The sequence below is a fragment of the Kitasatospora herbaricolor genome (assembly GCF_030813695.1).
Lineage (GTDB): Bacteria > Actinomycetota > Actinomycetes > Streptomycetales > Streptomycetaceae > Kitasatospora > Kitasatospora herbaricolor.
This window is the reverse complement of the sequence record NZ_JAUSVA010000002.1, coordinates 8,448,863-8,467,646: the sequence shown is the minus strand read 5'-3', so window position 1 is coordinate 8,467,646 and position 18,784 is coordinate 8,448,863. Positions and strand designations below refer to the sequence as shown.

20 protein-coding genes are annotated in these 18,784 nt (G+C 74.4%); 10 read left to right on the top strand and 10 right to left on the bottom strand.

Annotated features, from left to right (window positions below; genetic code table 11):
* Window positions 1-112: 112 nt before the first annotated feature.
* Window positions 113-529, bottom strand: a complete 417-nt coding sequence (locus J2S46_RS36710; RefSeq protein ID WP_191292901.1) for a nuclear transport factor 2 family protein — start codon at window positions 527-529, stop codon at window positions 113-115.
* Between the two features lie 119 nt (window positions 530-648).
* On the opposite strand from J2S46_RS36710, the gene J2S46_RS36705 reads away from it, so the two are divergent.
* A complete protein-coding gene (locus J2S46_RS36705) occupies window positions 649-1,104 on the top strand; it encodes a MarR family winged helix-turn-helix transcriptional regulator (RefSeq protein WP_191292900.1) in 456 nt (151 codons plus the stop codon).
* 161 nt (window positions 1,105-1,265) lie between these two features.
* Here the strand turns inward: J2S46_RS36705 and J2S46_RS36700 are convergent, their stop codons facing one another.
* On the bottom strand, window positions 1,266-2,522 hold the full coding sequence (locus tag J2S46_RS36700; protein WP_229913173.1) for a L,D-transpeptidase: 1,257 nt from the start codon (window positions 2,520-2,522) through the stop codon (window positions 1,266-1,268).
* Window positions 2,523-2,837: 315 nt separating this feature from the next.
* Here J2S46_RS36700 and J2S46_RS36695 point away from each other — a divergent pair, with 315 nt between their 5' ends.
* The 4 genes from J2S46_RS36695 to J2S46_RS36680 all read left to right on the top strand — a co-directional run bounded on the left by J2S46_RS36695 (window position 2,838) and on the right by J2S46_RS36680 (window position 7,069).
* Entirely contained in the window at window positions 2,838-3,689 is an 852-nt protein-coding gene (locus J2S46_RS36695) for a helix-turn-helix domain-containing protein (protein WP_229913172.1), read from the top strand.
* On the top strand, window positions 3,686-4,267 hold the full coding sequence (locus J2S46_RS36690; RefSeq protein ID WP_229913171.1) for a hypothetical protein: 582 nt from the start codon (window positions 3,686-3,688) through the stop codon (window positions 4,265-4,267). Before J2S46_RS36695 ends, J2S46_RS36690 begins: the two co-directional genes overlap by 4 nt.
* Window positions 4,268-5,304: 1,037 nt before the next feature.
* The gene (locus J2S46_RS36685; protein ID WP_268255727.1) at window positions 5,305-5,427 is read left to right on the top strand and encodes a hypothetical protein; all 123 of its coding nucleotides are present in this window, start codon (window positions 5,305-5,307) and stop codon (window positions 5,425-5,427) included.
* Between the two features lie 190 nt (window positions 5,428-5,617).
* Window positions 5,618-7,069 (top strand): HAMP domain-containing sensor histidine kinase, encoded by a 1,452-nt coding sequence (locus J2S46_RS36680; protein WP_191292899.1) that lies wholly within the window; start codon window positions 5,618-5,620, stop codon window positions 7,067-7,069.
* Between the two features lie 90 nt (window positions 7,070-7,159).
* Here the strand turns inward: J2S46_RS36680 and J2S46_RS36675 are convergent, their stop codons facing one another.
* Window positions 7,160-7,837, bottom strand: a complete 678-nt coding sequence (locus J2S46_RS36675) for a response regulator transcription factor (protein ID WP_191292898.1) — start codon at window positions 7,835-7,837, stop codon at window positions 7,160-7,162.
* 151 nt (window positions 7,838-7,988) lie between these two features.
* Here J2S46_RS36675 and J2S46_RS36670 point away from each other — a divergent pair, with 151 nt between their 5' ends.
* From J2S46_RS36670 to J2S46_RS36660, 3 genes are all read left to right on the top strand, one after another.
* Window positions 7,989-8,507, top strand: coding sequence for a hypothetical protein (locus J2S46_RS36670; protein WP_194506028.1), 519 nt, complete (start codon window positions 7,989-7,991; stop codon window positions 8,505-8,507).
* A gap of 164 nt (window positions 8,508-8,671) precedes the next feature.
* Window positions 8,672-9,319, top strand: a complete 648-nt coding sequence (locus tag J2S46_RS36665) for a DedA family protein (RefSeq protein WP_191292922.1) — start codon at window positions 8,672-8,674, stop codon at window positions 9,317-9,319.
* Complete coding sequence (locus J2S46_RS36660; RefSeq protein ID WP_191292896.1) at window positions 9,316-9,933, top strand: phosphatase PAP2 family protein; 618 nt, start codon at window positions 9,316-9,318, stop codon at window positions 9,931-9,933. Before J2S46_RS36665 ends, J2S46_RS36660 begins: the two co-directional genes overlap by 4 nt.
* A gap of 55 nt (window positions 9,934-9,988) precedes the next feature.
* On the opposite strand, the gene J2S46_RS36655 is transcribed toward J2S46_RS36660, so the two are convergent.
* The 4 genes from J2S46_RS36655 to J2S46_RS36640 all read right to left on the bottom strand — a co-directional run bounded on the left by J2S46_RS36655 (window position 9,989) and on the right by J2S46_RS36640 (window position 13,846).
* A complete protein-coding gene (locus tag J2S46_RS36655; RefSeq protein ID WP_191292895.1) occupies window positions 9,989-10,657 on the bottom strand; it encodes a response regulator in 669 nt (222 codons plus the stop codon).
* The gene (locus tag J2S46_RS36650; RefSeq protein ID WP_191292921.1) at window positions 10,654-11,907 is read right to left on the bottom strand and encodes a sensor histidine kinase; all 1,254 of its coding nucleotides are present in this window, start codon (window positions 11,905-11,907) and stop codon (window positions 10,654-10,656) included. The genes J2S46_RS36655 and J2S46_RS36650 overlap by 4 nt, the downstream gene beginning before the upstream one ends.
* A gap of 155 nt (window positions 11,908-12,062) precedes the next feature.
* Window positions 12,063-12,911: an ABC transporter permease gene (locus J2S46_RS36645; protein ID WP_191292894.1), complete on the bottom strand. Its 849-nt coding sequence runs from the start codon at window positions 12,909-12,911 to the stop codon at window positions 12,063-12,065.
* Window positions 12,908-13,846: an ABC transporter ATP-binding protein gene (locus J2S46_RS36640; protein ID WP_191292893.1), complete on the bottom strand. Its 939-nt coding sequence runs from the start codon at window positions 13,844-13,846 to the stop codon at window positions 12,908-12,910. The genes J2S46_RS36645 and J2S46_RS36640 overlap by 4 nt, the downstream gene beginning before the upstream one ends.
* A gap of 788 nt (window positions 13,847-14,634) precedes the next feature.
* Here J2S46_RS36640 and J2S46_RS36635 point away from each other — a divergent pair.
* On the top strand, window positions 14,635-14,862 hold the full coding sequence (locus J2S46_RS36635) for a DUF1918 domain-containing protein (RefSeq protein WP_191292892.1): 228 nt from the start codon (window positions 14,635-14,637) through the stop codon (window positions 14,860-14,862).
* A gap of 134 nt (window positions 14,863-14,996) precedes the next feature.
* Window positions 14,997-15,530: a flavodoxin family protein gene (locus J2S46_RS36630; RefSeq protein WP_191292891.1), complete on the top strand. Its 534-nt coding sequence runs from the start codon at window positions 14,997-14,999 to the stop codon at window positions 15,528-15,530.
* Between the two features lie 298 nt (window positions 15,531-15,828).
* Here the strand turns inward: J2S46_RS36630 and J2S46_RS36625 are convergent, their stop codons facing one another.
* From J2S46_RS36625 to J2S46_RS36615, 3 genes are read right to left on the bottom strand one after another with little or no spacing between them, the layout of a single operon-like run.
* Window positions 15,829-16,590, bottom strand: a complete 762-nt coding sequence (locus tag J2S46_RS36625; protein ID WP_191292920.1) for an FAD:protein FMN transferase — start codon at window positions 16,588-16,590, stop codon at window positions 15,829-15,831.
* Between the two features lie 59 nt (window positions 16,591-16,649).
* Complete coding sequence (locus J2S46_RS36620) at window positions 16,650-17,126, bottom strand: FMN-binding protein (protein ID WP_191292890.1); 477 nt, start codon at window positions 17,124-17,126, stop codon at window positions 16,650-16,652.
* A gap of 58 nt (window positions 17,127-17,184) precedes the next feature.
* The gene (locus J2S46_RS36615; protein ID WP_191292919.1) at window positions 17,185-18,555 is read right to left on the bottom strand and encodes a ferredoxin reductase family protein; all 1,371 of its coding nucleotides are present in this window, start codon (window positions 18,553-18,555) and stop codon (window positions 17,185-17,187) included.
* Between the last annotated feature and the right edge of the window lie 229 nt (window positions 18,556-18,784).

The window sequence follows — 18,784 nt, the reverse complement described above, 5'->3', positions numbered from 1 at the left end:
CGCCGCCCGGCGTCCGGCTGCACGCCGCGGTCCGGCCGCACGGGGCACCGGGGGCCGCCGGGGTGGCGGTCGGCCTCGCGCCCTGCCCGCACCGGGACCGGAACGCCGGGGCTCAGCGGGCGCTGCCGAGGTCACGGTCGGCGTCCGAGCCTTCGAGCAGCAGGGTGGTCTCCTCGATCCGGCGGAAGCGGCCGTCGGGGGCGAACTCGGCGAAGAGGTAGACCTCCATGCGGACGGTGGACCCGTCGGTCTTGACGACCTCCATGGTGTGGCGGTCGGCGTAGCGGTCGCCGTCGGCGAGTTCGTCGTGGACCTGCACCGAGCCGCCGGCCACGAGCGTGCGCAGGTGCGCGATGTGGGCGAGGAACTCGGTGCGGTCCGCCCAGCTGCCGTCGGTGCGCTGGCGGTAGTCGGGGGCGAAGTGCCGGTCCGCCGCCTCGTCCAGGGCGAGGCCCGGGGTGAGCAGCAGGTCGGTGAGGGCGGCGCGGATGTCGGTGCGGACGCCGGTACGGATGTCTGTGCCGTTCATGGGGATTCCTCCGGTCGGGTACGGGAGCGGGCCGAGGCGGTACCGCTCACAGATGCGTGCCTTGAGCACGCTTATGACTGTAGCAGGAAAGCGTGCGGCGCACACGCTAATCTGAGGGGGTGACCGACTCGACCGGACAAGACATCGCCCACGCCCTCGGACTGCTCCTGCGCCGCAGCACCCGCGCCCGCCTCTACACCCGGCTGACGGAGGGACTGGGCGAGGCGGTCGACGACCTCACCTACCCCGTCCTCAGCGGGCTGGCCCGGACCGGCCCGCGCAGCGCCGCCGACCTCGGCCGTGAGATCGGACTCGACCGCACCACCGTGACCCGCCGCGCCGACCGCCTGGAACAGGCCGGACTGCTGGAACGCCGACCCGACCCCGCCGACGGCCGCGCCACCCTGCTCGCCCTCACCGACGACGGCCGCACCGTCGTGGCCGCCACCCGGCAGCGGCTCACCGACGCCGTCCAGGACTCGCTCACCACCTGGCCGCAGTCCGACGCCCGGACCTTCGCCCGCCTGCTGCGCCGCTTCGTCGAAGAGGGACCCTTCGCCACCGACCGGAACTGACCGCCCGCCACCCGCGACGAACCGGCGCCGGCCGACAGGCGAGGCCGCCACCGCGAACCGCGCCGACAGCGACGGCGACGGCGACAGCGACAGCGACGAGCGGATCCGGCGAGCAGGCGCGGCGAGCGGATCCGGCGAACGGGCGGGGCGCGCGGGTCGGGCTACCAGTTCGCCCAGAGGAGGTTCCAGCCGCCGAGTCCGTTGTCGGGGGAGACGTTCTTCTCCTTCGAGTTCACGACCGTGACCACGTCGCCGATCATCGAGCTGTTGAAGAACGCGCCCGCGACGGACGTGTCGCTGCCGCCCTCCACGTCCTTGAGCGAGACGCAGCCGTGGCTGGTGTTCGCCTTGCCGAACGGGTCGCCCTTGTACCAGTAGTTGCCGTGCAGGTAGGTGCCGCTCCCGGTCAGCCGCATCGCGTGCGGGACGGCGGGGATGTCGTACTCGTCACCGAGCCCGACGGTCCGGGAGTTCATGTGGGTGACCTTCTCCTTCGACATGATCACCATGGTGCCGCCCCACGACGGGTGCTTCTCGTCTCCGAGCGTGGCCGGCACGGTGCTGGACCTGCCGTCCCGGACGATCGTGAGCTGGTGCGCGGCCGCGTCCGCGGTGGACACCTGCGAGCGGCCGATGACGAACGGCTCGTCCTTGTCCACGTCGCCGTAGACGCCCGGCGAGACCTCGACGTTCTTCAGCCGGTAGTGGATGGTGACCTTGGTGCCGGGCTTCCAGTACTCGGCCGGGCGGAAGTCCAGCCGGGCGTCACCGAACCAGTGACCCTTCACCTCGGTGCCGTTGTCGGTCGTGAAGGTGATGCCCTGGGCGACGGCGTCCTTGTTCGCGATCTTCGCGCTGAACTCCACCTTGACGATCATGCCCACGCCGTAGGTCTGGCCGTCGGCGATGTTGTCGTTGGTGGAGACCTGCTTGTCGGGCGTGCGCGTGGTGAAGGCGGTGGTGGCGGCGGCCGCCAGGCCGTCGGCGTCCGTCGCCTGGGCGTTCACCGTGTACGCCGTGCCGGGTGCCAGCGCGGCGGCGGGCTTCCAGCCGGTGCCGTCCGGGGTCATCGAGCCGGGGACGGGCTTGCCGTTCTTGTCGGTCACGTCGACGGCGGTGAGTTTGCCGTGGGCGACGGACACCTGCAGCGCGTTCGGAGGGACGCCCTGGGCGCCGTCCTTCGGCTCGACGTCCAGCACCGCCGCGGAAGTCGTCGGCGCAGCCGCGGGCCCGGTCGCTGCCGCCTGCCCGCCGGCGGCAGCGGTGCCCGTCGCCCGGGAGGCCTCGGCGACCTCGCTGTGCGGGTCGCCGCAGGCGGCGGTCATCAGCAGGATGCCGCCCATCGTCAGCGCCACCGCGCCGCGGTTGAATCGGTCGCCGGTACGTATCGCGGTCCGGGCCGTCTGAACGTTGCTCACTGTTGCTCCTTCTCGGTGATCACCGGAAGCTTCTCCGCCGGTTCGTCCCAGGGGCAACGGCCTGCGCCCGATCTGGGACGCAGGGACGCCTTTACCTGCTTTGAGCTGGGAAGACGTAACCTTCCTGGGACGCGTCCCCGGGACGGAGGCGCGGTGTGGCCGGTGATGGGAACCGCCGGAGCGTGAGCGGCGTGCTTCAGTCCCGAAGATCGCTTCACGGCGGTCCGGCCGCAGAGGCGCGACAGCGCCGGGCCCGACCGCCGGTGGCGGCCGGGGAACGCGAGGCGCGATCACTACGGGCAGATCACCAACGGGATGCAGGAACGGGGCGGAGGAACGGTGTCGGAGGGGGTCCGGGATTTGAGGGAGCGGGACGAGATCACGCGGCTGCTCGGGGAGCTGAAGAGCCGATCGGGGCTCAGTTACGGCGCGCTGGCGAAGCGGCTGCACCTGAGCACCTCGACGCTCCACCGCTACTGCAACGGCGATGTGGTGCCGACGGAGTTCGCCCCGCTGGACCAGCTCGCGCGGCTGTGCAGGGCGACGCCGGAGGAACTCGTCGAGCTGTACCGGCTGTGGGTCGTCGTCCGCGCGGCGCGTGGAAGCAGGACATCACCTGCGTCCGATGCGTCCGATGTGCCCGAGCCGACTGGTCGAACCGGGCAGACGGGTCCGACCGGTCCGACGGGTCCGACGCAGGCCGAGGCGAAGGCGACGACGGAGGCGACCGAGGCAGAGGAAGAGGCAGAGGCAGAGGCAGAGGCGACACCGGACAGGAGCGGTGGTGTCGGGCCCGGACCGGTCCTCGCCGCCCGTGCCGAGGAGGACCCGGGCCCCGGGGCCGCGCGGCTACGGCGGCGGGTCCGCCGCCGGGCGATCCTGGCCGCGGTGGCGGTCACCGTGGTGCTGGCCACCATCGGGGCCGTCGCCACGGCGCTGAAGCCGGCCGGCGGTGACACCGACGCCCGGCTGGCGGCGGACGGCGGGCCGTCCGCCGGATCCCCGGCCCCGGGCGGCATCGGCTCGCCCTCCTCCCCCGCGCCGGCCTCCACCCCCCGGCCTCCACCGCCCCGGCCGTGGACCCGGGCAGGGGCACGGGCACCGGCACGGGCACGCCGGGGCCGACCGGCGGGACGGACACGAGCGCTCCGATCAAGGTTGCGGTGAAGCCTTCCGGGTGGGACACCGCCTGCGACCAGTACCTGGTCGACCGCCCGCCGTCCGAAGTCCCTCGGCCGCCCCAGGTGGCGGACGTGGCGGCCTGGACCGCCCGGCTCGGGGCCGTCCCCGGCCACTACCAGTCGATCGAGCTCGTCGTCCAGGGCACCGGTAGGGACACGGTGGTGCTGACGGGCCTCAACGTCCGGGTCACCCGGATCGGGGCTCCCCTCGCCTGGAACGCCTACTCCATGGGCGAGGGCTGCGGCGGCGGGGTCGACGTCCTCTCCTACGACCTCGATCTGGACGCGGCCCGCCCGCGGCCGGTCGTGACCGAGGGCAGCACCGGCCTGCCGGTCAAGGTGAGCGAGGGCGACCCGGAGGTCATCGAGGTCACCGCCGTGACCACCTCCCACGACGTGTCCTGGTACCTGGAACTGGAGTGGGCCAGCGGCGACCGGCGGGGGACGCTCCCCGTGGACCTCGGCCACGGCACGCCGTTCCGCACGAGTGCGGTGAAGGGCCGGCCGCTGTACGTCCACCCGATCGGCGGACACGCCTGGGAGCCGAGCCCGTTCCAGCCGTGACGGCGGAGCGGCGGAAGAGGGCGACCGCTTCGCCGTCGGCGGCGGGTTGATGCTCGCGATGATCATGAGACTGGCCACGCTCGTCGGCTGACCCCCGCCGCACCGTCCCGCGCGCGCTCGTCGGATCGGTCGTGGCGGCCGGACTGCTGGGCATGCAATCAGCACCGACGGCTCACAGGTCTCGGCCATCATGCGGTGGCGGCTCGGCCCGGCGACGGAGAAGACGCTGCTGGTCGCGATCACCCCCGCGTTCTTCGGTGCGGGGCTCGTCGTGCCGGTCGCCTGCTCTTCGTCACCTGGAGGTCCGACCCCGAGTCGCCGGAGACCGAGCCGGGAGAGGTGGACGCCTTCAAGCACTGACGCGGAGGCGAGAGCGTCCGCCGCACCGGGCGCGGGGGTCGTCCCCTCGGCACCCTCAACCCGGTACCCGGCTCCGGGCAACGGGCTCCGGCCTCCGGGCCGAAACGCCGCAGGGTCACCACCGCACGAACACCGAGCGGGCCGGCCACGGGGCCGACGCCCCGGCCGACGACGAGCACGGACAGGCGCACCGCGGTGGCACCGGTGTCCTCAGGATCCAGGTGGCCCCGGCCGCCGCGCCCGGGACGGGCCGGGGCGTGGGTGGCGGTGTCGGGACCGGCCACGTGTTCCGTGTCGTCCACGGGCTCGTCCACTGGCTCGTCCACCCGGCGGGCGTGACAACGGGGTGGGGCGTACGGACGACCCGGGCGGGGCGGGCGGGCCGCGCGGGTGCGATGGGGTTCGTGGTCAGGCAGGTCACAGCGTTCATGCCACCCTCCAAGTGCCGTCGACGGTCGTGCCCGTCGCGAGCGGGGACGGCCGCGGGGTACCGGGAGTTCCGGCCGGCGCCTCGGCGGGACCGCAGAGGCGAGCCGGCCGACCGTCCTGTCATTCACGCTAGCCACGGGGCGACGGCAGACCGTGGTACCCGGGGCGGAACCTCGCGGTCGGGGCGGTACCTGGGTCCTACGCCGGACGGGTGCGGACGCCCGGTGGCGCGGTGCCCGGGTGGCGCGGTGCCGGGTGCGATCGCCGGCGTCCACCAGGTCGCCCGGCTGTCACCGGTCACCGGCATCGGCGCGCGCGAGCGCGAGCGGTACGGGCCGCCGGCCGTTGCTGAAGGAACGCTGAAGACCTGAAGCCACCTTCAGCTGTAGTGCCCCGTGACCTGCCACTCTGGGGACATGCGAGTACTGGTGGAGGGCGAAGGCCGGCCGGCCCGGGCGGGGCGGCACGGCCGGACGGCCGCAGGATCCGTGACCGGCGGAGCCCCCGGACGCGCCGAGCCGCAGCCCGTCGGTGGGGCCGGCCACCGGCCGGCGGTGGAACATGGCTGAACCGACCCGGCCCGGCCCGCTCGGACCGATCCACCGCCACGCGCGTGCCGCGCTGCACCGCCTCACCCGGCATCCCCGCGTCGCCCCCCTGGTCGAGCGCCTGGCGCCCCGCTCCGTCCGGACCCGCACCACCCTCGCCGCCTGCGCCAGCGTCGCCTTCGTCCTGCTCGCCGCATCCGCCGCCGTACTCCTGCTGCTGCGCGCCAACCTCGAACGCACCGTGGAGGCGGGCGCCCGCGAGCAGGCCCAGGTCGTCGCCCGGCTCGCCGGCGACGGCCACCTCACCACACCGCTGCCGCTGGACCACGACACCGACTTCATCCAGGTCACCGACTCGGCCGGCCGGGTCCTCGCCGCCAGCCAGAACCTCACCGGACACCCCGCCCTCGCCCCCACCGCGACCAGGGACGGCCACGACACCTTCGACCTCCACGCCCTCGGCGAGGAGCACCACCAACGCGTGACGACCCTCACCGCCGACACCCCCACCGGCCCGGTCACCATCCGCGTCGGAGCCTCCCTGCGCACCGCCGACACCGCCGAGGACCTCACGACCGCCGCGCTGGCCGGCCTCAGCGCCGTCCTGCTGCTCACCGTCGCCACCCTCACCTGGCGGGCGACGGGCCGGGCCCTGGCCCCGGTCGAGGCCATCCGCGCCGAGGTCGCCGCCATCGGCGACCGCGACCTCGACCGGCGGGTCCCCGAACCCCGCAGCGACGACGAGATCGCCCGCCTGGCAGGCACCATGAACGCCATGCTCGACCGCCTGGAGACCGCCGGCGCCCGGCAGCGCCGCTTCATCGCCGACGCCTCGCACGAACTGCGCAGCCCCCTCGCCGTCCTGCGCACCCAGTTGGAGGTCGCCCTCACCCACCCGGACCCCGCGGTGCGCACCGACCTCGTCGCCGGGGCCCTGGAGGACACCGGACGCCTCCAGTCCCTCGCCACCGACCTCCTGCTCCTCGCCCGCCTCGACGCCACCGGCAGCGACCGCCCGGAGCAGCCGGTCGACCTCACCGAACTCGTCCGCACCACCGTGGAAGGCCGCGGGCCCCGACCCCACCCGGTCGTCCCGCACACCGAGGACGGGATCACGGTCGCGGGCAACCCCCTGTGGCTCGGCCGGCTGCTGACCAACCTGCTCGACAACGCCCAACGCCACGCCCGCGACCGCGTCACCGTCCGGCTGTCCCCCGATCCCGGCACCGGGCACGCCGTCCTCGACGTGGCCAACGACGGCCCCCTGATCGCTCCCGCCGACCGGGAGAGGATCTTCGAACGCTTCACCCGCCTGGACGACGCCCGCAGTCGCGACGACGGGGGCACCGGGCTGGGCCTGCCCATCGCCCGCGACATCGCCGCCATCCACGGCGGCACCCTGACCGTCGAGGACGGACCGGACGGCACCACGTTCCGCACCCGCCTGCCCGGCGCCGGGCTCTGACCCGCAGCCGGCGGGCCCCGGGAGGGGCCGGGGCCCGTCCCGGCGGATCCGGCCGGGCAGGCCCTGGGTGACGGCCCCCGTGGCGGCCGGTCAGCCCCCGTCGGCGGCGAGCCGGTAGCCGGCGCCGCGGACGGTCTGCACCGCGGCCCGCCCGAAGGGGGTGTCGATCTTGCGGCGGAGGGCGCTGACGTGGACCTCGACCGTGTTGGGATCGCTGTCCAGGGCACTGTCCCAGACGGCGTCGAGGATCTCCCGTTTGGACACGGCTTCGCCGGCGCGGCGGGCGAGGTGATCCAGCACGGCGAACTCGCGGGGGGTGAGGGCGATCACCGTCCCGGCCCTGGTGCAGGTGCGGGCCGCGGAGTCGACGACGAGGTCGCCCAGGACGGTGCGGCGCGGCGCGCGGCTGCCGATCCGGCGGGCCAGCGCCTTGAGGCGGGCCACCAGGACGACGAAGGAGAACGGCTTCGACAGGTAGTCGTCGGCCCCCGTGTCCAGCGCCTCGGCCTCGTCCCATTCACCGTCCTTGGCGGTGAGCATGAGGATGCCGACGTCGCTGCCGGCGGCTCGTAGCCGCGAGCACACCCGGTAGCCGTTGAGACCGGGCAGCATGATGTCGAGCACGATCACGTCGTAGCTGTGGTCCATGGCCTTGGCCAGGCCGGTCAGCCCGTCGTGCGCCAGATCGACGGTGAACCCCTCCGCGGCCAGTCCGAGCTGAACCGCCCGGGCCAGCCGGCGTTCGTCCTCCACCACCAGTACGCGCATGCCCACCAGGGTGACAGGTCCCGCGGGCGGGAAGCTGAAGGCGTCTTCAGATCTTCAGCCGATCTTCAGCAACTCCCCGACAAGCTGGCCATGTCGCCCGGGTACGGACCCGGGCCCGTCGAGGATCGGGGTGGGTACCGTGAGCGAGCCCATGGGAACAGGGGATCGACCGGAGCCGGCGAAGGCCGCGGACAGGACCGGCACCGGTTCCGGCCGCGCCGGACGCTGGGTGCGTGGCCGGACGGGGCGCTGGGTCGCGGCCGGCGCGGCGGTGATCGTGCTGGGCGGCGGCGCCGCGGCGGTGGCCCTCCACCACGAGGGCGAGGACCGCGGCGACCGCAAGATCGCGGGCGAGCGGGAGCGGCACGACGGCCGGGACCGCCGGGACGGCGACGAGCGTGGAGCGCAGCACCAGGGCGACCGCGCGGAGCCGGGTCGGCGCACGAACGAGGTGCCCGCCCCGCTGCCGTCGACCGACGCCGCGGACGCGGTGACCAAGGCTTCGTCGGCGGTGCCCGGCGGCAAGGTCGAGTCGCTGTCCCCGGCCACCGAGCAGAGCGGCGGCCGCGCCTGGCAGGCCGTGGTGCTCGGGCCGGACGGGGTGCGCCACCTGGTGACGCTGGACGGCACCAGCGGCGCCGTCACCGGCAACACCGTGCTGCGCGGCTGACCCACCGCACGGGGCGACCCGGCGCCGGGCACCGGGACCGGGCCGGTCGGCCTCGTCCTCGCGGCCGCCGTCGTCGTCGCGGCCGCGACCGTCACGGCCACGGCGACCGTCCGCGGCATCCACCGGACCTACTCCCTCCACTCCCCCGAAGAAGGGCGCAGATGATGAACCCGTCGTCGAGCCTGCTGGCTCTCAACCCGCTGGACGCGGGATCCCTCCTCGGCGCCTTCGGCGCCCTGGGCATCGCCGTCGTGCTGTTCGCGGAGACCGGCCTGCTGGTCGGCTTCTTCCTGCCCGGCGACTCGCTGCTCTTCACGGCGGGCCTGCTGTGCACCACCGGTGCGCACAGCGGCCCGCACCTGGAGCTGGCCCAGGTCCTCGCCGCCTCCGCGGTCGGCGCCCTCGCCGGAGCCCAGGTCGGGTACGTGCTCGGCCGGCGCGGCGGCCGCACGCTGCTGGCCCGCTCCCGCAACAAGCGCCTGCACGACGGGGCGCTGCGGGCCGAGGAGATCCTGCACCGCTACGGGCACGCGAAGGCCGTCGTACTGGCGCGCTTCGTCCCGGTGGTGCGCACCGTCCTCAACCCCCTCGCGGGCGCGCTCGGCGTGAGTTCCCGCACGTTCACGCTCTGGCAGGTCGTCGGCGGCCTGCTGTGGACCTTCGGCCTCGTCCTGGCCGGCTACGCGCTGGGTTCCTCGGTGCCGAACGTCGACCACTACCTGCTGCCGATCGTCGCCGTGGTGGTCGCGGTGTCCCTGCTGCCGCTCGTGCTGGAACTGCTCCGCTCGCGCCGACAGGCCGGCGCCCGATGACGGCCAGCCCCCGCGCGCTCGCCTTCGACGGCCGCCCGCTCGACGGCCGCCTCTATCTGGAGATCGACCACTGGGCCCAGCACCTTCCCGCCCCGGTGCGGGCGGTGATCGCGGCGTTCTCGGCCTACGGCCTGGGCCTGCTGGCCGTCCTGATGCTCGCGGCGTGGTGGCGGGCCCGGCGCGCGGACAGCACCGCGATGGCCCGGGCCGTCGCCGCCCCGCTGTGCGTGGTCGTGGCGTTCGTGGCCGACACCCTGCTCAAGGGCCTGCTGCGGGAGCCCCGTCCGTGTCAGGTCCTGCCCGCCGCGCCGACGCTGGAGGCCTGCCCCGGCGCCGGCGACTGGGCCCTGCCCAGCAACCACACCGTCATCGTCTTCGCGGGCGCGGCGGTGCTGTGGCTGGTGGACCGGCGCATCGGCGCCGCGGCGGCGCTCCTGGCCGTGGCGATGGGCGCGTCCCGGGTGGTGGTCGGCGTGCACTACCCCCACGACGTGCTGCTCGGCGCCGTGGTCGGCACGGCCACGGGCCTGGGCCTCGGTCTCCTCGCCGCGCGCGGCCGCCACCTGGTCGCCCGCCTGGGTGACGGCTCGCTGCGCTGGTGGATCACCGCCTGACCGCGGGCGACCGCCGTGGTGCCCTGTCCGGCACCGGAGGTCCTCCCCCGCCCGGTCACCCGGGCCGGGTCAGCCCCAGGTCGTAGGCGAGGATCACGGCCTGCACCCGGTCCCGGGCGCCGATCTTGGCCAGGACCCGGCCGACGTGCGTCTTGACGGTGGATTCGGCGAGGACCAGGCGCTGGGCGATCTCGCCGTTGGTCCAGCCCCGGGCCATGGCGACCAGGATCTCCCGCTCCCGTCCGGTCAACGCCGCCAGCCGCGGGTCGTCGGCCGGGCCCTCACCCGGCCCGCGCACCGGAAGGTGGTGCGCATAGGTGTCGAGCAGCCGCCTGGTCAGCCCGGGGGCGATCACCGCGTCGCCCGAGGCGACCGCGCGGATGCCGGCCAGCAGTTCCTCCGGCAGGGCGTCCTTGAGCAGGAAGCCGCTGGCCCCGGCCCGCAGCGCCGCGTGGGCGTACTCGTCCATGTCGAAGGTGGTCAGCACCAGGACCCGGCTGCGGCCGCCCGCGGCCACGATCCGGCGGGTGGCCTCGATCCCGTCCATGCCCGGCATCCGGACGTCCATCAGCACCACGTCGGGCCGCAGTTCGGCGGCCCGGCGCACCGCGTCGGCCCCGTGCCCGGCCTCGCCCACCACCTCGGTCCCGGGGCTGCTCTCCAGCAGCATCCGGAAGCCCAGTCGCTGGAGCGGCTGGTCGTCGACGATCAGCACGGTGGTCACGGCGCGGAGCCTCCGGGGTCGGCGGGCGGGGTGAGACTGAGCAGCGCCTCGACCGTCCAGCCGCCGCCCGCCGCGGGGCCGGAGAGGACCGTCCCGCCGTAGAGGGCCGCGCGCTCGCGCATGCCCGCCAGGCCGTGCCCCTCCTCGTTGGGCGGTGCGGCGCCGGGGCCGTCGGGCGGGCCGGAGTCCTGGACGCGGATCAGCACCGTACGGGCCTGGACCGCGACCTGGAGTTCGGCACGGGTGCGGGTGCCCGCGTGCTTGAGGGTGTTGGTGAGGGCTTCCTGCACGATCCGGTAGACGGTCAGCTGGGCCGCCCGGTCGAGCGCCTCCAAGTCCCCGCTGGTCCGGTAGCGGACGTGTGGACCGGCGGCCCGCACCCGTTCGCAGAGTTCGTCGAGGTCGGCGACGCCGGGCTGCGGGCTGAGCTCGGGCCCCTGCCGCTGCTCGCGGAGCACGCCGAGCATCCGGCGCATCTCGCCGAGCGCCTGCCGTCCGGTGCCGGCGATCAGCTGCAACGCCTCCTTGGCCCGCCCGGGGTTGAGCTCCGCCGCGTACGCGCCGCCGTCGGCGAGGCCGATGATCACCGACAGGTTGTGGCCGATGATGTCGTGCATCTCGCGGGCCACCCGGGCCCGCTCGGTCGCGGCGGCCAGCTCGGTGCGCTGGTCGCGCTCGATCTCCAGCCGGACGGCGCGCTCGCGCAGGGCGGCCAGGTGCGCCTGGCGGATCCGCAGCACCAGTCCGAGCGCGACGGACGCGGTGGCGGCGCTGGCGAGGAAGAAGAGGGCGTCGCCGAAGAACACCGCGCTGGACAGCCGCACGGCGGCCACCCCGAGTGCCGCGGCCATCACCGCACAGGCCCAGGGCAGGTGCCGCAGCCGGCCGTGCAGCGCCAGGCTGTACAGCGCGATCAGCAGCGCCACGTCGGCGCGCAGCCAGACCATCGCGGCCCACTGCGCCGTGAACACCGCCACGATCACCGCGAAGGTCGCCGACGGTGCCCTACGGCGCCACCACAGCGGCAGCACCAGCGCGAGCTGCCACAGCACGGTGGCCGGGCCCGACAGGTGCGCGATCCGGACCCGCAGCTGGTGCGGCCCGCCCTCGTGCACCAGGTCCGGCACGCAGAACAGCAGGAGGACGGCGGCCACCACCGCCGTGTCGAGCAGCCACGGGCGCCGTTCGTCCAGCCCGCGGAGCCGCTGGCCGAACCGGGCCAGCCGGACCACCACGGGGTGCGCCCACAGCGTTTCGAGTCCCTGGGGCGGCGGCGCCGGGGCGGTGGCGGGGCCGGCCGGGGTGCCGGAGCGGTCAGTGGTCACGGAGGTCACCTGTCCATAGTGGGCGATGGCCGGCGGCCCGCCGCCGAAGCGTGCCGCCGGCCGCCGCCCGGTGCCGGGCGTCAGGCGTCCGTGCGCACCAGGCGCCGGGCCGCGGCGCCCAGCGCCAGCGCGGCCCAGGCGAGCAGGACCAGCAGTCCGGCGGTCGGGCTCAGCACGGTGCTGTCGTGGTGCAGGGTGAACATCGCCTCCCCCGCGTTGCTGGGCAGGTAGGGGCCGATGTGGTCCTGCCAGGAGGTGGGCAGCAGGCTGACCAGGCCGGGGATCAGCATCAGCACGGCGACCAGCAGCGAGATCCCGCCCGCCACCGAGCGCAGCAGCGCACCGAGGGCCGCGCCGAGCACGCCGACCAGCGCCAGGTAGAGGCCCGCGCCGAGCAGGCTGCGCACCACGCCGGGGTCGGAGAGGGTGAGCGCGGCCGGGGTCCCGGCGACGATCCCGCTGCCGATCAGGAAGGAGACGAACGCACCTGCCGTGCCGACGACCAGGGCGACCGCCCAGTGGACGGCGGCCTTGGACCACAGCACCGGCAGCCGGCGCGGTACGGCGGCCAGGGTCGAGCGGATCATCCCGGTGGAGTACTCACCGGCGGTGACCAGCACTCCCAGCACGCCCAGCGCGAGCTGGCCGAAGTTGGTGCCGAACAGGGACAGCCGGACGGCCGTGGCACCGGCGAAGTCCCGGTCCAGATGCCCGCCGGAGGTGATCCGGTGCTTGTACTGCGCGGAGGCGATGATCCCGAAGGCGATCACGAAGAGCAGCGCCAGGCCCAGGGTGATCCAGGTGGAGCGCAGCGACCACAGCTTGGCCCACTCGGCGCGCAGCACCCGGCGGCCGGTGACCCGGTACGCCGGGCGGGCGGGGCGGGCCTCGGACGGCTCCGCGGGGTGGATCGGGGCGATGGTGGTCATGCCACCCTCCCAGGGGTCTCGATACCGGTGGTGGTCCCGTGGTACTCGACGGCGTCCCTGGTCAGGTCCATGAACGCCTCCTCCAGGGACACCGCCCTGGCGGTCAGCTCGAACAGCGCGATGCCGTGCTCGGCGGCCGTCAGCCCTATCGAACGGGGGGTCAGGCCGGTCACCTGGAGCTCCTCCGACCCGGCCCGGCCGGTGATCTCGACGCCGGGCCCGGCCAGCACCTCACGCAGCCTCGCCGGATCGGCGGTGGCGACCTTGACGGTGTCGCCGCCGGCCTGCCGGACCAGCTCCTGCACCGTGGTGTCGGCGAGCAGCCGGCCGCGCCCGACGATGATCAGGTGCTCGGCGACCAGCGCCACCTCGCTCATCAGGTGCGAGGAGACGAAGACCGTACGGCCCTCGGCGGCGAGGGCGGTCAGCAGGTTGCGGATCCAGAGCACGCCCTCCGGGTCCAGTCCGTTGACCGGCTCGTCCAGCATCACCGTGGCCGGGTCCCCGAGCAGCGCGGCGGCGATGCCCAGCCGCTGGCCCATGCCGAGCGAGAACGCGCCGGCGCGCTTCTTCGCCACCGTGCGCAGCCCGGTCAGCTCGATCACCTCGTCGACCCGGCGGCGTGGGATGCCGTGCGTGTAGGCCTGGGCCATCAGGTGGTCGAAGGCGGAGCGCCCCGGGTGGATCGACTTGGCCTCCAGCAGCGCGCCGACCTCCTGCAACGGGGAGGCGTGCTCGGCGTACCGGCGGCCGTTGACCGTCACCGTCCCCGCCGTCGGGGCGTCCAGGCCGACGATCATCCGCATGGTGGTGGACTTGCCGGCCCCGTTGGGGCCCAGGAAGCCGGTGACCGAACCCGGTCTGACCGTGAAGTCCAGCCGGTCGACCGCCGTCTTCTCGCCGTACCGCTTGGTCAGCTGGTGCGCCTCGATCATCGGTGCTCCCTCGCGCTCGGGGCGCCGGCCGTCCCGGGCCGCCTCACCGGCCACGCTAGACGCGCCCGCCCCGCGAACCGTGGTACCCGGGGCGGGAACCTCCCCCGGCCGGTGGTACCGCGGTACTACGCCACCTGCGGCGCGACCTTCGGCGGGCCGGCGTCGGGCGGCCTCGGACCGAGCGGCCGGCCGCCTGGCCCCCGTCGCCCGGGAAACACGACGGCGATGCCCCGACGCCGCAACAGGCGGCGGATCGCCCGAGCATCGATGCGCACTCGTCGAGTACCGGGGCGGTACTCGCGGTCGGAGGCGGGTCGGGCACGGGCGGATCCGGCTTGGCCGGAACCGTGAGGACGGTCGGTGCGTCCCGCCTACGGGTGGGGCGTGCTGCCGGGCCGGAGCGTGTCGGGAGGGGTGATCCGGTCGGCCTGGGCCTGCATCGTCGTCCGGACGGCTGGACTCGGCGTGTTGACGAGCGCCGTGGTGTCGCTGGTGAGGCTGAAGCGTTCGGCCCGCCCCTGCTGACTCGCGAAGCAGGCCGTGCCACCACCCCGTGGTCGACGCGGCGCGCTCCGGAAGGCGCGTCGGGACCCGGGGACGACGTGCGTGCCGTGGTCCCGCCCGGGTGCCGATCGACCGCGGCACCGGTCGTACGGTCGACGCCGCAGGGCCGGTCGGGCCCCGTGCCGGGGACCGTTCGGCACATGACGGGTCCACCGCCCGGTGGTGCCATGGAGGCACGGGAACCGGGCAGCGCCCCCGCGTTGCGCCGAACCAGGGAGGACGGCATGAGAGCCACCGTGGGAGACCGCATCATCGTCCAGGGCACGAGGCCGGGCACAACCCGTAGGGACGGGGAGATCGTCGCCCTGCACCATCCGGACGGGAGCCCCCCGTACGACGTGCGCTGGTCGGAAGACGGCCGGGTGACCGAGTACTTCCCGGGGCCGGACGCCCGGATCCACCAGATCGACCACGAGTCCGTGGCGCCCCAGCCGCATCTGTTCGCCGACTGAAGGGTGGCCCCACGGCACTCGGTGCCTGGCGTGGAAGCGGGTTCCGGGCACGGCGGGCGTGCCCGTCCGAGCCGAACAGCCGATCTGCACAAAGGACTTCCAGCACCAACCGACGGTGACGAAAGGCTACGACGATGCATGCTGTGATCGTGTACGAGAGCATGTACGGCAACACCAGGGAGATCGCCGAAGCGATCGCCGAAGGCGTCCACCAGGCCGACCCCGCCGCGGCCGTCGACTGCATCCCGGTGGCCGAGGCCAACAGTGACGCCACCCGCTCCGCGGACCTGTTGGTGGTGGGCGGGCCGACCCACATGCACGGCATGTCCTCCGGCCTCAGCCGCCGGATGGCCGCTTCGGCCGAGGGGCACAAGGAGGGCCGCGAAGAGGCCGCCGCCGAAGCGCGGGAGACCGTCGAGGGACCGGGTCTGCGGGCCTGGTTCCATGACCTTCCGGCGACCGATCCCGGAACCTACGCCGCCGCCTTCGACACCCGCGTCGACGCGCCCCGGTCCGGCGGCGCGGCCAACGGCATCGCCCACCGGCTCTCCCGTCACCGCTTCGACGTGGTGGCCGAGCCGGAGGGTTTCATCGTGGAGGGCAACGACGGTCCCCTGCGCGCCGGCGAGCTCGACCGGGCCCGGGCCTGGGGCGCCGGACTCGTCTGAGTCCGATCGTCCGGCGCGAGCGGCGCGCGCCGCCGTCCACATGGGCGAACCCATCCTCATGGATGCCGAGTTCGACAGGCGACGCCGGGCCGTCCGCTCCTTCCTGACGGACCTTCCATTCGTGATCGAGTCCACTGGTCCACGCCTCACCAGCACGGAGGCCGAACCGCTCCACCTTCTCACCGTCGTCCTTCACCACGAGCTGCCGGCTTCACCACGAGGTGCCGGCGGGGCGGCACTCGGACATGGTCACTCATGGTCGGCCCGCGCTTCACCGGGTGCTCGCCACAGGCCCCCGTCACCCGCTGGGCGGAAGCCTCCACCGTGCCGGCCCGGCGGCTGACGGTAGCGAAGGAGCGAGGTACCGGGGCAGGCCGGAGGTCCCCCGCCGGGTGCCGTCGGCCAGGACGGCGAGGGCTTCCGTCCCCCGGCTCCGTTCGACCCGGTCAAGGGCGCGCGCGGGGCCCATGGCAAATGCGGCGGTGGCCCAGGCGTCCGTGCGGGCGAGGTGACGGCCGACCAGGGTGAGCGAGAGCATGCCCTCGGCCGGGCGGCCGGTGTGGGGGTCGATGATGTGGGCCCCGCGTTCCGTGACCCCGGAGGTGGCTACCGCGAGGTCGTGGCCGGTCAGGACCGCGGCGAGGCCGCCAGGGCGCAGGGGGTCGGCGACGCCGATCCGCCACGGGCCGCCGCAGGTCTGGATGTCACCGCCGCCGCCCACGCTGTGCCGGGTGGAGCCGGCCGCTCGCAGGTCGCGGGAGGCCTCCTCGACGGCCCAGCCCTTCACCCACCCGCTCGGGTCGAGCCGGCCCCCCGGGTGGTCGGTGAACCAGCCGTCGGTCTCGGCCGCGGTCTCGCGGCACCGCTCCAGCACCTCGGCGACATCCGGATCGCACTGGGCGAGTGTCAGTTCGCCGCGCCCGAGCCTGCTGATGTCGGACGTGGGCCGGTAGGTGGAGAACACCTCGTCGATCCGGTGCAACCTGCGGACGATCCGGCGCAGCGCAGGGCCCGTCTCGGCGGTGGGGTCGTGGACGGTGAACGAGAACACCGTCCCCATGACGTGTTCGGCGTGCCTGAACACGGCCGGCGGCGCGGCGGGGGCGTCGGCGGCCACCGTCACAGTCCGGCCTGGTCGAGGGCGCTCTGCAAGGACCGGGTGTACCCGTCGCTGGTGTAGGTCGCGCCCGAGACGGCGTCGATGTGCGCGCTCTGGGCGGTGATCGCCTCCTGGTTGAGCTGCGGCAGCGCGAAACCGTTGATCTCCTGGTCGCGGCGGTCGCGGTTGGGGTACCGGATCACGTCGATCTTCGAGATCCTGCTGCCGTCCAGGGTGACCTTGACCTGGACGGCTCCGTAGCGGGTGTTGGCCGCGTCGCCGGTCACCGAGCGCGAGGCACCGGTGGTGACCTGGGCGGACGGCGCCGACGGAGCCGGTGCGGAGGCCGCGGGCGCGGACGTGGCCGCCGGGGCCGGTCCGGCTGAGCCGCCGGAACTGATGACACCGCCGCCCGTGGCCGTGTCGTGCGGTTTGAGCGAGAGCAGCAGGATCACCCCTGCCACGGTGGCACTGCTGGTGATGACTGCTCTGCGCACGGGACTTCTCCTCGACGGTCGGGTGGTTCGGGACTGCCGGCGGGTCGGAGCCGGCGGGTCAGAGTTCGAAGGATTCGAGGTGGATGCGCGAGCGGCGGACCCCGGCGGTCCGCAGGGCCCGTACGGCCTCGGTGGCGAAGGCCGGCGGTCCGCACAGGTAGACCTCGTGGGCGGCGAGGTCCGGCACGAGCCCGCTGAGCGCGGCACCCAGGTCGCCGATCCGGGCCCGGGTGCCGAGCAGTTCGTGCGCCCGGGCCCCGCGGTCGGCGGCGATGCTCGCCAGTTCGTCCCGGAAGAGCACGTCCTGCGGCCGGCGGGCGCGCTGGACGAGGGTGACCCGGCCGGGCAGGGTCTCGAACAGGGCCCGTAGCGGGGTGATCCCGACGCCGGCCCCGAGCAGCAGCACCTTTCGCCCCCGGCGCTGCCCGGCGGTGAACGCTCCGTACGGGCCCTCGGCGTGCACGCGGGTGCCGGGCTTCAGCCGGGCGACGGCGGCACTGTGACCGCCGAGGTCCTTGACGGTGAAGCGCAGGTACCGCGGGTGCGGCGGCGCGGAGAGCGAGTACGGGTTGGCCGCCCAGCGGAGACCGGGGGCCTGGAACTGGAGACGGAAGAACTGGCCTGCCTCGGCTCCGAGTTGGTCCAGGCGCTCGCCGGTGACGAACAGCGAGACCACCCCCGGGCCCTCGGGCCGGACTTCGGCGACCCGCATCCGGTGACGGCGGTCGCACAGGAACGGGACGGCGAGGCGGTACCAGCCGAGCAGGGCGGCGGTGCCCAGGTAGAGCGCGTACCAGGCGGCGCGCTCGGGGCCGCCCCCGAGGTCGGCGCCGTCGGCCAGCTGGTGGCCGAAGCCGAGTGCCACGGCCAGGTACGTCGCCAGGTGCAGGTAGTACCAGACCTCGTAGCTCACCCGGCGGCGGGCGGCCCGCGCGCTCACCAGGCCGGTGCCGAACATGATCAGGGTGGCCAGCGTCGCCTTGATCATCTCGGGGTAGTGGAACACCAGCCGCACACCCTCACCGACCAGCCCGCGTCCGTCGGTCAGCGCGTAGCCCCAGGTGATGGTCAGGACGTGCACGGCGACCAGACCGACCAGGTAGCGACCGCCGGCCGCGTGCCAGCGGGCCAGGCGGTCCGCACCCACCTCGCGTTCCAGCAGGGGTATGCGGGCCATCAGGAGCAGCAGGACCGGGGCGGCGTACCCGGCCAGCAGCCCGGTGATCCGCCCGGCGCCGGTGAGCCAGTCCGCCGTGCCGCTCACTCCGGCCGTGCCCTGCCACCAGATCGTCAGGACTCCGGCGGCACCGACCGCGATCGCGGCCTGCACGGCCCGTGCCACCGCGCCCGGCGGGAGGGCCCGCCCGGGCGTGCCGTGTCGGGCCGGGCTCGCCGGCCGGGTGCCGCGCGTCCGTGTCGGTGCGCCCATCCCGACCTCCTCGCCTTCGCTGTCGCTGTCGCTGTCGCTGTCGCTGTCGGCCACCCTGGCACCGCAAGCTCTCAGTTCCCTCTGAACGTGACCCTGCCGATCCCCGCCGGTCGGCGCGTTCTCGCAGGTCAGGGACGTCCCGCCGGACCGTCGGGCAGAAGTGGATCTCATCGGCTTCTCATCGGGGAGCGAGATTGGATCCAGCCGCCACCCCCAGAGCCCTTGGACC

Coding starts and splice junctions, on each gene's coding strand:
- J2S46_RS36710 (WP_191292901.1), bottom strand. CDS start 529: ATGAACGGCACAGACATCCGTACCGGCGTCCGCACCGACATCCGCGCC.
- J2S46_RS36695 (WP_229913172.1), top strand. CDS start 2,838: ATGCAGGAACGGGGCGGAGGAACGGTGTCGGAGGGGGTCCGGGATTTG.
- J2S46_RS36680 (WP_191292899.1), top strand. CDS start 5,618: ATGGCTGAACCGACCCGGCCCGGCCCGCTCGGACCGATCCACCGCCAC.
- J2S46_RS36675 (WP_191292898.1), bottom strand. CDS start 7,837: ATGCGCGTACTGGTGGTGGAGGACGAACGCCGGCTGGCCCGGGCGGTT.
- J2S46_RS36670 (WP_194506028.1), top strand. CDS start 7,989: ATGGGAACAGGGGATCGACCGGAGCCGGCGAAGGCCGCGGACAGGACC.
- J2S46_RS36665 (WP_191292922.1), top strand. CDS start 8,672: ATGAACCCGTCGTCGAGCCTGCTGGCTCTCAACCCGCTGGACGCGGGA.
- J2S46_RS36660 (WP_191292896.1), top strand. CDS start 9,316: ATGACGGCCAGCCCCCGCGCGCTCGCCTTCGACGGCCGCCCGCTCGAC.
- J2S46_RS36645 (WP_191292894.1), bottom strand. CDS start 12,911: ATGACCACCATCGCCCCGATCCACCCCGCGGAGCCGTCCGAGGCCCGC.
- J2S46_RS36640 (WP_191292893.1), bottom strand. CDS start 13,846: ATGATCGAGGCGCACCAGCTGACCAAGCGGTACGGCGAGAAGACGGCG.
- J2S46_RS36635 (WP_191292892.1), top strand. CDS start 14,635: ATGAGAGCCACCGTGGGAGACCGCATCATCGTCCAGGGCACGAGGCCG.
- J2S46_RS36630 (WP_191292891.1), top strand. CDS start 14,997: ATGCATGCTGTGATCGTGTACGAGAGCATGTACGGCAACACCAGGGAG.
- J2S46_RS36625 (WP_191292920.1), bottom strand. CDS start 16,590: ATGGGGACGGTGTTCTCGTTCACCGTCCACGACCCCACCGCCGAGACG.
- J2S46_RS36615 (WP_191292919.1), bottom strand. CDS start 18,555: ATGGGCGCACCGACACGGACGCGCGGCACCCGGCCGGCGAGCCCGGCC.